This window comes from Microcoleus sp. EPA2 (assembly GCA_020882975.1).
In the GTDB taxonomy this organism is placed as follows: Bacteria; Cyanobacteriota; Cyanobacteriia; order Cyanobacteriales; family Microcoleaceae; genus Microcoleus.
Window position 1 is genome coordinate 47,306 of record JAHRFD010000030.1, and the last position, 12,983, is coordinate 60,288.

At 46.6% G+C, this 12,983-nt stretch carries 11 protein-coding genes, 1 tRNA gene and 1 pseudogene; 9 read left to right on the forward strand and 4 right to left on the reverse strand.

Annotation, left to right across the window (positions count from 1 at the left end; all coding sequences use genetic code 11):
- Positions 1-135: 135 nt before the first annotated feature.
- From AAFP14_RS21955 to AAFP14_RS21960, 3 genes are all read right to left on the reverse strand, one after another.
- On the reverse strand, positions 136-1,614 hold the full coding sequence (locus tag AAFP14_RS21955; protein WP_341734324.1) for an N-acetylmuramoyl-L-alanine amidase: 1,479 nt from the start codon (positions 1,612-1,614) through the stop codon (positions 136-138).
- A 322-nt stretch (positions 1,615-1,936) separates the two neighbouring features.
- A complete protein-coding gene (locus AAFP14_RS26740; protein WP_472851078.1) occupies positions 1,937-2,131 on the reverse strand; it encodes a zinc ribbon domain-containing protein in 195 nt (64 codons plus the stop codon).
- 3 nt (positions 2,132-2,134) lie between these two features.
- Positions 2,135-3,109 (reverse strand): alpha/beta fold hydrolase, encoded by a 975-nt coding sequence (locus AAFP14_RS21960; protein WP_341734325.1) that lies wholly within the window; start codon positions 3,107-3,109, stop codon positions 2,135-2,137.
- 483 nt (positions 3,110-3,592) lie between these two features.
- On the opposite strand from AAFP14_RS21960, the gene infC reads away from it, so the two are divergent.
- The 3 genes from infC (at position 3,593) to AAFP14_RS21975 (ending at position 7,970) form a co-directional block, all read left to right on the forward strand.
- Positions 3,593-4,129 (forward strand): translation initiation factor IF-3, encoded by a 537-nt coding sequence (gene infC / locus AAFP14_RS21965; protein WP_236508115.1) that lies wholly within the window; start codon positions 3,593-3,595, stop codon positions 4,127-4,129.
- 191 nt (positions 4,130-4,320) lie between these two features.
- Entirely contained in the window at positions 4,321-7,365 is a 3,045-nt protein-coding gene (locus AAFP14_RS21970) for a HEAT repeat domain-containing protein (protein WP_341734326.1), read from the forward strand.
- 128 nt (positions 7,366-7,493) lie between these two features.
- Positions 7,494-7,970 (forward strand): Crp/Fnr family transcriptional regulator, encoded by a 477-nt coding sequence (locus tag AAFP14_RS21975; RefSeq protein ID WP_341734327.1) that lies wholly within the window; start codon positions 7,494-7,496, stop codon positions 7,968-7,970.
- A gap of 217 nt (positions 7,971-8,187) precedes the next feature.
- Here the strand turns inward: AAFP14_RS21975 and AAFP14_RS21980 are convergent, their stop codons facing one another.
- Positions 8,188-8,532 (reverse strand): DUF4870 domain-containing protein, encoded by a 345-nt coding sequence (locus AAFP14_RS21980; protein ID WP_341734328.1) that lies wholly within the window; start codon positions 8,530-8,532, stop codon positions 8,188-8,190.
- Positions 8,533-8,713: 181 nt separating this feature from the next.
- Between AAFP14_RS21980 and prfC the strand changes: the two genes are divergently transcribed.
- The 6 genes and pseudogenes from prfC to AAFP14_RS22010 all read left to right on the forward strand — a co-directional run.
- Positions 8,714-10,342: a peptide chain release factor 3 gene (gene prfC, locus AAFP14_RS21985; protein WP_341734329.1), complete on the forward strand. Its 1,629-nt coding sequence runs from the start codon at positions 8,714-8,716 to the stop codon at positions 10,340-10,342.
- Positions 10,343-10,427: 85 nt separating this feature from the next.
- Positions 10,428-10,568, forward strand: a complete 141-nt coding sequence (locus tag AAFP14_RS21990) for a hypothetical protein (protein ID WP_341734330.1) — start codon at positions 10,428-10,430, stop codon at positions 10,566-10,568.
- Between the two features lie 167 nt (positions 10,569-10,735).
- Positions 10,736-10,939 (forward strand): hypothetical protein, encoded by a 204-nt coding sequence (locus tag AAFP14_RS21995; protein WP_333443750.1) that lies wholly within the window; start codon positions 10,736-10,738, stop codon positions 10,937-10,939.
- A gap of 149 nt (positions 10,940-11,088) precedes the next feature.
- Positions 11,089-11,161: transfer RNA gene (locus AAFP14_RS22000), tRNA-Ala, on the forward strand.
- Between the two features lie 127 nt (positions 11,162-11,288).
- Entirely contained in the window at positions 11,289-12,440 is a 1,152-nt protein-coding gene (gene gcvT, locus AAFP14_RS22005; RefSeq protein ID WP_341734331.1) for a glycine cleavage system aminomethyltransferase GcvT, read from the forward strand.
- Between the two features lie 51 nt (positions 12,441-12,491).
- A pseudogene (locus AAFP14_RS22010) lies at positions 12,492-12,854 on the forward strand (RNA-guided endonuclease TnpB family protein); the annotation flags it as partial.
- Between the last annotated feature and the right edge of the window lie 129 nt (positions 12,855-12,983).

Sequence of the window (12,983 nt, forward strand, 5' to 3'; positions counted from 1 at the left end):
GTAGTTAGTTGGCACTTGGCAGTTGCTGTGCCCTGAGCGTAGTCGAAGGGTTAGTTGGCAGTTGGCAGTTGTTAGTTGTTAGTTGTTACCAATAACCAATAACCAATAACCAATTACCCTCTCTCCGGCAATATATTATCTTTGCTGAAGATACAGCAAAATGCCACGGGCGATCGAAGCAGCCATTTGACTGCGGTAAGCTGGATCGGAAAGCTTGGCAGCATCCTCCGCACCAGTTACAAACCCAACTTCCAGCAACACAGAAGGCATAGTAGTCTTTCTGAGAACATAAAACCTACCCTGTCGCACTCGGCGGTCATCTGCCCCCGTCCCCTCCAAAATACTGGCGTGAATAGTCCTGGCCAAATCTAGTCCATTGTCGAAATAGTACGTTTCAATCCCGTTGACATCCGGCCGACTCATGCTAATGGCATTGGCGTGAATGCTCACGAATAAAGTAGCATTTAGTCGCTCGGCCAAAGAAACTCTTGGTTGCAGGTCAATTTCGCTGTCGTCAGTTCTACTCATCACCGCTTGTACCCCTTGCTGTTCCAGGATGCGGGCTACTTGAAAGGAGATATCCAAAACGATATCCTTTTCCTGAATTCCGCCAATCCCTACAGCACCGGGATCGCGGCCTCCGTGGCCAGGATCGATGACTACTACTGAGCGGCGGTTAGAAACTGGGGGCAAATCGGTAGATCCGGTCATGTTTCTCGGCAACGGTTGGGGGTTGCGAGTTCCATCGACTGGTGGCTGCATACTAGGATAGGAGCGCACAGGAGGTTCTACCGTCAGCCGACGAGGGGTGGTGGGTGTCCTTGTACCCGCAGGTAGTAGGGCAATGGAGCCCAAACTGGTTACAGATGCTCCCCACTGTGTATTAGAACTATTCATCCGCAAAGTGACGCGGGTAACGGGGGGTTCCGTTGGCAGTTGCCGGACTTCAATCCGTTCTACGCCGTGTTTGCCGTTAGTCTGGGGCTGTTGGCTGTTAAGGCCGGGAGCGAGAGTTGCGCCTTCAATATCTAGGGTGGCGATGTCCCCTGCGCGACTTTGTTGAAAGTTAATTTGGGGGCGGCCACCTAGGGTGCGGACTAAAAAACCGTCTGCTGTTACCTGAACGTTCTGAACTACAGTCGTTTCAGTGGTATTGGATGCCGTTGCGGATGGATCGACGGACAATCTTTCCCCACCTAATTGGGAACTGGAATTGGGATTTTCGGCGCGTGTTGGCGTTGGCAAATCCACTGTCCACTCGCTCGGAGAAATACCTCGAAATTTTATTTGAGCAGGGTCGATCGTAAATCCGTCTTTTAACTCAACCACTATTCTGGTGGTATCGTTGTCAAACTGCCCTAAACGCACGGATTCGATCGCCCCTGAGAAGGGCTGATTTAGGGATTGACGGCCCAGACTGGTCCCTGGTAAATCGATCACCAATCGGGTTGGGTTGAATATCAGTTGAGCCTTGGGTTGTACTCCCCCATCGGTTGTAATGTAAAGCCGATTCTCAGAAGCATCAAACCGCCAAGATTGCAGTCTTGCTGCTTCGGCGGCTCCGGTGAGCAAAAATACACCTAAGAAACTCGGTAGTAGCCAGTGGAATTTCACGACAGTTTTTCCTCGTTTGCGTTGCTGCTTTTATCTGGAAGGGTGATGCTTTGCCCAAAGTATTTCAGGATTTGGCTGAAAGATGATGATTGGGGCGATCGCCGCTTCTCAGTTTTGGGCTAAATTGACTTTTTTATGCCTTAAGAGACTCACTGATGCCAGATTTTGGCACATGGTCGCCCTGTGACAGGCTGGTGGCGCATCAGTCCAAAGTTGATAGAAAGATTGCCGTACAAGGGAACATATTTATTTTTGGCAGCATAAAACGAGCTATTTCTGGAAGCTCGAAGGTAGAAGTTAGAAGGTAGAATTTTACGGTTATTCAAAGGAGCAATTTCAGGCATCGGATGCGATCTAGAGACGCGGGCTCAGTGAAATAGAATATCACCATTATTGACAACTGGCATTTTGGGCAGGTCTGGCTAGTGCCATTAGGATCTACCTTGGCAAAGTATCCACCTCGCTTAAAACTTACATGACCCAGAATATTAACTAATGACCACTGACTAATGACCACTGACTAATGACTACTGACTACTGACTTAAGTTCAAACTTCCCGGCGATCCAGTTCAAAATTTCTTGATTTACTTGTTCGGGGCATTCATCCTGGGGACAGTGACCAGCATTATCTAATTCAACTAACTCTACATAATCGGGGCTGCATTCGACAAATTGATGAGGCTTCGCAAACTGGGGGGGAATCATCCGGTCTTGCCGACCCCAAATTAATAACATCGGAATTTTTAAGTTTCGTAACACACTCTTGACACTAGGTCCGAACTGTGAACTACCCACAGCTTTAAATAAAGCACAGAAGGCTCTGGCGGCACCTCGATCGCCAGCCGGGCCCGAAAGAATGTCTACTAATTCATCGGTGATGGCATCGGGGCCCGAATAGGCAAAGGCGACCCAGCGACGCACAAAAGAAGGCTTGCGGACTAGGTAGAACAGGGGCCTGAGTATGAGGGGGGAAACAAAGATACTTTCAACGAGTTCGATCGCGGGTAACAGCCACGACGGGACGGCCTCGGCTCGCACAGAGGGGTCTGGGAGGCTAATCATCACGATGCCAGCCACCATATCGGGGTGAGCCGCCGCCGCCGCCAGACAAATCAGGGAACCGATGGAATTTCCCACCAAAATTACCGGCTTTCGGACAAAAGTCAACCAAAAGTCATAAACTTGATCGACCCATACAGATACAGAATAATTCACGGGTGCTTTTTGGGAAGCTCCAAAGCCCAACAAATCCAAGGCGTAAACTGTGTGACTTTCGGCGAGGGCAGCGAGATTGTGTCGCCAATGACCGATGGAAGCCCCAAACCCGTGCAGTAAAATTATGGGCGTGGTGAAATCGGCAATTGCGATCGTGCCTTGATTTGGCTGCGAAGAGGAACGAGAGGGACGCAAATAAGTATAGCGAGTTTGCCAACCCCGCCATACCCAGTCTCTTTGAGTGCCAACCCGTTGATGCCAGTGAAGAGAATTTGTCAATTTTGTCTACTCTCGCAACATAAATTTACAATCTACAATATCTATTCTACAGGCCTGGGGAGAAGGAATTGGGGACTTGCTCAAGCGCATGGCCAGAGAGGAGAGGTAAAGGGGTTTTAGTTAGTTCTGGAGGTTTTACCCTAAATTATTGACCATAGTGTCATGCTTCAGGGGCAAGCGGGAGTCGCGCGTGTGAAGTTAAAATAAAACTAAGCAGAAACTCAACCAGACTGAGTAGAATGGCAAGTATAATGTTTACCCCTGCCCAAAAGCAAGGGGCTTCAGGCTTTACTGCTTCTGGAGTCGTTGACGGGCCTCTTATGTTCTAGATCAATTAGATCAATGGTGTTTGCGAGATTTTTCTGCTGACATCGGTTGATACGCCTTGGTTGAGAACTGATCTCAACTAATAAATTTGTTAGCAAAAGTTAGCAAAAAAGTATCGAAAGCCTCACTATTAAACTATTGCTTGCACAACAATTCATGCCTGTGATTGAAAGAAGACAAAATCGTAACCTCCCCCAGATTAATGAAAATATTCGATACCCCAAAATCCGGGTGATCGATACCGATGGCGCGCAACTAGGGATATTGACTCCCTCAGAAGCATTGCGCCTGGCTGAGGAAAAAGAACTCGACCTCGTACTTGTCAGCGACAAAGCTGACCCGCCGGTATGCCGGGTGATGGACTACGGGAAGTACAAATTCGAGCAAGAGAAAAAAGCGCGCGAAGCAAAACGGAAGCAGCACACTGCCGACGTCAAGGAAGTGAAGATGCGCTACAAAATTGAAGAACACGACTATCAAGTGCGCCTCAAACTAGCAGACCGCTTTATCAAATCTGGAGACAAAGTAAAAGCCACGATCATGTTCAGAGGTCGGGAAATCCAACACAGTAACCTAGCAGAGGACTTGCTCAAACGCATGGCCACGGATTTGCAAGAAATTGCCGAAGTGCAGCAAGCCCCGAAAAAAGAGGGCCGCAGTATGATGATGCTGCTGTCGCCGAAGAAAGTATAGATATATAGTTAGTCATCAGTCATCAGTCTTTAGACATCTCCCAAAAAGCCTGTTCTCCACAGGCCCGATGCTTGTTCCACAATAACTATGGGAGATGTCTATTAGTCCTTAGTTCATCAACAGGTGACTGATAGCTGATGACTTCCGTAGTAACTCAGGAATAAGCTACCACACAGGAAAATCAACGCTGCATGGACAATTTTCAAATCAGCGGTTCAGGGGGTGTCAGACAAGGGATGCTACGATCGCTAAACCTGCGATCGGAAGAAGTAGAGCGAACCGCACTGATGTTCCTTGTCTACAGTTTAACTTCCGTAGGGCTAATCTGGCTGGAACTGAGCACAGTAGGTCTGTTTCTAGACGAATTTGGTGCCGACAAAATGCCCTGGATTTACATAGCCAGCGCCTTCATCGGTTCCGGTTTAGGCTTTGTCTACTCCTGGCTGCAAAAAATCCTGCCCTTGCGGCGCACCGTCGTAGTCGTTCTGGGAATGATGTCGGTACCGCTATTCCTGTTTCGATTCGGCATCGGCTACGAAGATACTAAGATAGCTGGAATCAGCATCGCCTTCATTACAATATTCCTGATGTGGCTGTGGGTGGAAGCTTGTTATGTGCTCAATGACCTCAACACTTCCATCACATCCAACCAACTCTTCAACATCAGAGAAATTAAACGCACCTATCCCCTCGTCAGCAGTGGATATTTAGTAGCTGGAGTAGTCAGCGGATTTTCTCTACCGGTGTTGCTGCACGTAGTGGGTTTGAAAAATGTGACCCTGGTATCGGGGTTAATGGTTGCCACAGGCTCGATATTGCTGTATTACCTCACGGAAAAATACCGCCAAGCATTCCCAGAAACAGCTCATTGGACAGATGACGAAGACGAAGACGACAATCAAGAATTTACCGCCCGCAAAGTTACAGGCCCGCTGCAAAAATACGCCATACCTCTAGTTAGCTTTTTCGTACTGGCAGAAGTCCTCTACGTCTTAGTAGATTTCCAATTTTATAGCCAGCTAGAATACCAAAACCCTGGGGATGGGGCTAGTTGGATAGCTAGCTTCCTGGGCATTTATGAAGGGATTCAAGGGTTGTTTCAAGTGGGGACTCAGTGGTTTGCATCCAGCCGCTTGGTGGAAAGAATTGGAGTATTCGTGACAGCGATGATTCTACCGGCGGGGATAGCGATACTGGGAGTGCTGACTTTGGGAGTTTCTTTGGGAAACTTAGTGCCAGTTTTTATCGGACTGGTATTTCTGAGGTTTCTAGACGAACTGCTGCACTACACGCTGTTGGAAACGGTGAGTCCGGTGTTGTTCCAACCAATCCCGGATAATATTCGATCGGGAATCCAAACTTTGGTCAACGGTGTTGGCGAACCTTTGTCCTGCGGAGTCACTGGTGTCGGCATCCTGATTCTACTGTGGGTGACAAATTACATACTCCCTCACGAAAGCGAAAAGCAGTTTCACGACGATCAAAGCTTGGTGTTTATTGCTGTCATCATTCTGCTGTCCCTGGTGTGGCTGTTCGTGGTCTGGCTGATCCGTTCTCAATACGTCGGTTTGTTGGTCAAAAGTGCAGAACGGGGACGCTTGGGTGTCTCTGATGTGGACTTGAAAGCCTTGAAACGGGCAGTAGTAGAAACTTTGGAACAGCCGGGAGGGGAAGATGACAAGCGTTCTTGTATAGAACTGTTGACCCAAATTGACCCCAAAAATGTGGGTGAAGTCTTGGCCCCGATTCTGGAATCTTTGCCGCCATCCTTGCAGCGCCAAAGCCTGGAAACGATGCTGCAACACCCGAACCCGGCTTATTTGGAGGCTGTTCGTAACCTGAGCGACCAATCTCTGCCCCCGGAAGTGCTGGCTTTGGCCCTACGGTACATCTGGCTGACAGATGCAGAACCGAATATCGACAGTTTGCGATCTTATTTGCAGCCGACTGTGGACCCGGTAGTTCGGGGGACTGCTGCTGCTTTAATTATGAGAAGGGGCGATCGCCAGCAAAAAGCAGAAGCTACTAATACTCTGCGACAAATGCTGACTCATAAGCAAGAGCGGGAACGTGTGATGGGGACGCGGGCTCTGGGAGAGGCTGACTATCTCCAAGGACTGCGTTTGTATATACCAAATCTGTTGCAAGATGAATCTTTGCGGGTGCGGTGCGCTCTGTTGGATGTGATTTCTTCTACTCATTCGGAAGAGTATTATCCTTCTCTGATCCGCGGACTCGGTTACAAATCGACCAGGGAATCTGCTTTGCAGGCGATAGTCAAACTTCACAATGATGCGATTGGGCTACTGGTTCATTTAGCAGAAGATATCCACAAATCGGATTTGGTGAGGTTGCAGGCCTGGACGGCTTTGGGTCAAATTGGGACTGTAGAGGCGATCGACATTCTGGTTGGTAATTTAATCACTGCTTGGGGAACGACCAGGCGCAATATCCTCCGCATTCTGTTGAAAATGCCCTCAGAAACGGGGATAGAAGGGGTTCTAGACCGCATCGGACGCAGTGGGGTCGAAACTCTCATTGAACAGGAGTTAATGTTTATCGGTCAAATTTACGCAGGTATGGTGGATTTGTCTGGGGTAACAACCTACGGCAACTTGTCCATGGAAGATGTCAACAGCGGCTCGGAACCTGCGGCGGATACGGCTCAATTATTGAGGCGTGCCCTGGCGGGTTTAGAGGCTGATGCTACAGATCGGTGTTTCTTGCTGATGAAGTTTCTGTATCCCCTAGATACTGTGCAAGCGGCGGCTTTTAATATCGCTTCTGGTCAACCTTCTCTGGTTGCTAGGGGATTGGAAATTTTGGACAATACTGTTGATATAGCCAGTAAGCGATCGCTCATCAACTTATTGGATCAACATTCGGAAAGAGAAAAACTGAGCAATCTCTCGGAATTGATGGTATACAAACCTCTAGCTCCTAGCGATCGTTTGCGGCGCTTGCTAGAATTGCGTCACTTCCTTTCGGATTGGACATTGGCTTGTTGTTTTCATTTGGCGAGGGAAGCCCGCTGGACTCTCACCGCTCAACAAACTTTGGTCTGTCTGCGCCATCCTACAGGTTTTGTGCGCGAAGCAGTGTTAGCCTATTTGAAAATAGCCTCGCCCAGGGCTTTGCTGGAATTGCTACCTAGGCTGCAAAATGACCCGGATCGTCTAGTATCAGGTCAAGTCGAAGAGATGATGACCCAGTTGGGCGCTGGAGGAAGAAGGTAATATTGGTCAATTGGCAGTTGGTAGTTGGCAGTTGGCAGTTGTTAGTTAACAGTCAACAGTCAACAGTCAACAGTCCACTGTTTTTATTCTTCTCATTTTTAAGTTTAAATCAATCATTGCATTGCACTATGTTAACCAGCGTTGAACGCCTATTATTTGTGAGGGCGGTTCCGATTTTTAAGGAACTGCGGGATGATTTTCTCGTGCGTCTAGCATCGGTAATGGATGAACTTTCCTTTCCTTCTAAACACACAATTTTTACGGAAGGACAGGAAGGTCGATCGCTCTATATTTTGGTATCGGGAACGGTGCGGGTTCACATTGGCGATCGGGATTTGGCACAGTTAAAAGCTGGTGCTTGTTTTGGTGAAATGTCGCTATTTGATGCGGAACCGCGATCGGCTTCTATTACGGCTCTTGAACCTTGCGAGTGTTTGATGTTGACTCAAATGCAGCTCTATGATGCTATTGATGAAACACCGGGAATTGCTGTAAATATTATCCGTTTGCTGTCGCGCCGGATTCGCGAATTGAATCAAAAGTTGAATGCTAAAGAAGCGGTTCTGTCTTTACCGGACACTGCTAAAGTTGCTGAGTTGCGATAATTGTGACTTGGTACGGGGGAATTGCTAAGAGACATCTCCTATCATCCTTGTGGAGTAGGCATCCTGCCCCAGACTTGCTTTTTAGGAGATTTCTAATAGACATCTCCCATCCTGTTGGTAGGGTAGGCAAAACAGCCTGTTCTTCACTATTTTTTTAGGAAATGTCTCAGAAGCAAATACCCGATTGTTTCAAGAAGTCGGCGAGCTCAGTATCGCTTTAAACTAAGCGGAAAATAAACGGGTAGCGGTAAGGTAGGTTGGGGTTTTGTAAAACGTGGAGAATCGCAAAAATTGTTAGTCCCCAATGTAATAGATAACCTAGGGGTATCAGGACAAACCCAGCCAGACCGAAAGTAATGATAGTTAACACCGCAATAATGCTGCTGTAGAGCCAGACATTCAGGTGAAAGTTGATGGCTTCTTTGGCGTTATCTTTGACAACGGGGTCATCCGATACTAATAATACAGCGATCGGCACTCCGATGGAAAACAATAACGTACTCAAAAAAATTGCGCCGTGGCACAGTAGTGATAGCAGCTTCCGCTTGTCGGAGTCGTACATATTACTTTTCTCTTGAATTTATGATAAGTTTACCTTTAATCATAAATTTAGCACAGGCTATAATGGCAGTCTGGTGATGATTCCCCTACCTTATTTGTGATAACCGAAAACCAAGGGGTCACAAACCGCGGATTGAGCCGTCGGAGTAATCTAAAATCTAAAATCTAAAATCTAAAACCGGATGACCACAGAACTTGAAACCGAACTGCAAACTGCTGTTGAGCGCCGACGCAACTTTGCGATTATCTCACACCCCGACGCGGGTAAAACTACTCTAACAGAAAAGTTGCTGCTTTACGGAGGTGCAATTCATGAAGCTGGTTCTGTGAAAGCCCGTCGAACTCAGCGACACGCTACTTCTGACTGGATGGAAATGGAACAGCAGCGGGGAATTTCGATTACCTCTACTGTATTGCAGTTTGAGTATAAAAAATATCACATTAATCTGCTGGATACTCCGGGACACCAAGATTTTAGTGAAGATACTTATCGGACTCTGGCGGCGGCGGATAATGCGGTGATGTTGGAGGATGCAGCTAAGGGTTTGGAACCGCAAACTCGGAAGTTATTTGAAGTTTGTAAGCTGCGAAGTCTGCCTATATTTACATTCTTTAATAAGCTCGATCGCCCTAGCAGAGAACCTTTAGATTTGTTGGACGAAATTGAGCGGGAATTGGGCTTGCAGACTTATCCGGTGAATTGGCCCATCGGTACGGGCGATCGCTTTAAAGGTGTTTTTGACCGCCGCCAACGTAAAATTCACTTGTTCGAGCGCACTCAACATGGTTCTCTCGCTGCTGTCGATACGGTGATTGACTTGGGCGATCCGCGTATTGAAGAACTTTTGGAGTCGGATCTTTATTATCAATTTAAAGATGATTTGGAACTGCTGGATGAATTATGGGATGAGCTAGATTTAGACTTAGTTGCTGCTGGAAAAATGACGCCTGTTTTCTTTGGTAGTGCGATGAGTAATTTTGGGGTTGAGCTGTTTTTAGATGCGTTTTTAGACTATGCTCTGAAACCGAATGCCCGCAAAAGTAGCGCTGGAGAACTTCCGCCAACCTATGAAGATTTTACTGGGTTTGTGTTTAAATTGCAAGCCAATATGGACCCCAGACACCGCGATCGCGTGGCGTTTATTCGGGTGTGTACGGGTAAGTTTGAAAAGGACATGAATGTGACTCATGCTCGTAGTGGTAAAACGGTGCGTTTGTCAAGACCTCAAAAATTATTTGCTCAGGATCGGGAGTCGATCGACGTTGCTTATCCTGGGGATGTGATTGGTTTGAATAATCCGGGAGTTTTTGCGATCGGCGATACGATTTACACTGGTCAAAAATTGGAATATGAAGGAATTCCCTGTTTTTCGCCGGAACTTTTTGCTTATTTGAGAAATCCCAATCCTTCTAAATTCAAGCAGTTTCGTAAGGGTGTTTCGGAGTTGCAGGAAGAAGGCGCGGTGCAAATTATGTATTCGGTTGATGAGTCAAAACGGGAGCCAATTCTGGCGGCTGTGGGACAGTTGCAATTTGAGGTGGTGCAGTTCAGAATGCAGTCTGAATATAATGTAGAAACTAGCATTGATATGTTGCCTTATAGTGTGGCTCGCTGGGTTGATGGTGGTTGGGATGCCCTGGCAAAAGTGGGGCGGCTGTTTAATACGGTGACGGTTAAGGATAGTTGGGGAAGACCTGTTTTACTGTTTAGAAATGAGTGGAATTGTCAACAGGTGGAAGGGGAACATCCTGTGTTGAAATTAAAGGCGATCGCACCTGTAGTTTCTGGTTTGGAAAAGATCGAAAATTGAAGCTAAATAATAGTATGATTTAGCCTCAAAGACTTATAGGAAATTAATTCTGCACATGGGTGAGTTGGCCAAAACGATGATGGCTATGGACAATAATTCAGTGGCGACGCACCACACCAAATCATCACAGGGGTGCGTCGCTAGGATTGGCGATCGCACCTTGGTGGTAGAAAAAAAGGGCGATCGGCAATTTTCCGCTAAAATCACTCAAAAAAAGCTGAGCTAGCTCTCATTTAGTTTGTATATTGTAATTATTAAAAAAAGCTATATTTTTTTTCGCGTTGTTTTCGCTGCTCCCTGTGCGTTTAACACCAATAGTTAAATGCGTATTAGCTTATCGGCACGCAGCCAAAAGTTTTGTTACAATAGGTGAGCTGTTACAAAACGTAACTTATGCTGGTTTCTATTTTAATAATTGACGTTGCTCTAGTGGCGTGGTCTTTGCACTTGATGCAGGAGGCGATCGCACAACGAGAATTTTCACTAATGCTAGCCGGCACCCTAGTTGCGGCCTCAGCAGCAGCCTTGGTAGTGGTCTACTTTCTGATGGGGTCTTGTTTGAGTCATTTGACCGAAATATCTCAACACACATACTAATCTATAGTACAGATGGAAAATTGCCAGGAAGCCAGGAGGCGTTAAAAAAAAGGCCAAAAACCTTGTCAGTCAAGGATAAAAAATTCATTTTGCAAAAAAGCTTGACAAACATCGGTAAGTTAAGGCATTATGAAAAGCGCGAAACAAAAGGGGAATTAGCTCAGTTGGTAGAGCACTACGATGGCATTGTAGGGGTCAGCGGTTCGAGCCCGCTATTCTCCATTTAAAAACCGCAACTTTATAAAGAAGTTGCGGTTTTTCAGTATGTACGGGGCAAGTCGATCGCCCAGAAATACCAACTCAATGTTTGCTAAAATCAAAATACTCTACCGCAACCAAAGCGCTACCTGTGGCAAAGTCAACTGAATCAAATAATCCAGAGAATCCGAGCCCACTTGCCCGCACACCTCTGTACGACCTATCATTAGAACTCAAAGCTCGGATGGTCCCCTTTTCCGGGTGGGAGATGGCGGTGCAGTACAGCGGTTTGAGCAGCGAACATCAAACAGTGCGATCGCAAGTAGGAATGTTCGACATTTCCCACATGGGAAAATTTGGTTTGAGAGGGAAACAATTAAGAACCAAATTTCAACCCTTAGTGCCCTCAGACTTAAGTCGATTGCAACCAGGTCAAGCTCAATATACAGTATTGTTAAATGCCCAAGGCTGCATCTTAGATGACATTATCTTCTACTGCCAAGAACCCGACGCCACCACTAGCGAAGAACGGGCTGTTATCATTGTCAACGCCGCCACTCGCATCAGAGACAAAGCTTGGATCGCAGCCCACTTAGAATTAAGTGGTGTTAGTTTTACAGACATTTCACCAGACAAAGTTTTAATCGCAATTCAAGGGCCGGAAGCTGTGAGTTACCTTCAGCCTTTAGTTGCAGACAACCTCACCCCAATTAAAGCCTTCGGCCACTTAGAAACAATTTTGTTGGGACAGCCAAGTTTTATTGCTAGAACTGGTTACACGGGGGAAGATGGATTTGAGATTATGATCGATGCAGCAGTAGGAAAAGAACTGTGGCAAAAATTATTAACGGCCGGCGTTGTACCCTGCGGTTTGGGTGCGAGAGACACCTTGCGTTTAGAAGCCGCAATGGCATTGTACGGTCAAGATATCGATTATAATACGACACCTTTAGAAGCTGGATTAGGTTGGGTTGTTCACCTCGATACCAAAGGCGATTTTATTGGCCGCGAGGTTTTGGAACAGCAGAAAGCGAGTGGAGTTTCCAAGCGGTTAGTAGGGCTAGAAATGGCAGGGAAGCACATTGCGCGTCACGGTTATCCGGTAATTTTTGAAAGTGAAAAAGTAGGAGAAGTGACTAGCGGTACGTTATCACCGACTTTGAATAAACCGATCGCCCTTGCCTATGTTCCCACAAAACTAGCTAAAAGTGGTCAGGAACTCGAAGTGGAAATTCGTGGCAAAAACTATCCAGCGAGGGTGGTGAAAAAACCATTTTATCGATCGCCAAACCGACCCAGTTAAATTCAGTAAGTTAGGATTAATTCAGGGACGGGATTGGGAACCCGTTATTGATCGACAAATTTGTACAACGCGGCTAACTACCTTATCCGTCAAAGTTTTGTCTATGGATGGGGTTATATCAATTACAACGAAATGAACCGTTTGATGAAATCTCATCAAGCATACAAGGAATTACCAGCCAAGGTAAGTCAACAAACATTGATGATATTGGATAAGAATTGCAAATCTTTTTTTGAAGCAGTCAAAGCTTACAAAATTGAGCCGACGAGATTCACTGGTCGCCCGAAATTACCGAAGTACAAAGATAAAGTCAAGGGTCGGAATATTCTCGTCTATACAATTCAGGCAATTAGTAGCAAGCAACTAAAGAAAGGAATTATCCAGCTTTCCGGTACGAATATCTCAATAAAGACTCTTTTGACACTCCCCGGCCTTGAAGGCGCGGGGATTCTTGGATCAATCAGTCGATTTGCTCGTTGATGCTGCCATCAAAGAGTAGAGATCGGTCTGTCCCCAAGCGTTGATTTCGGTGTGCCCCACCGT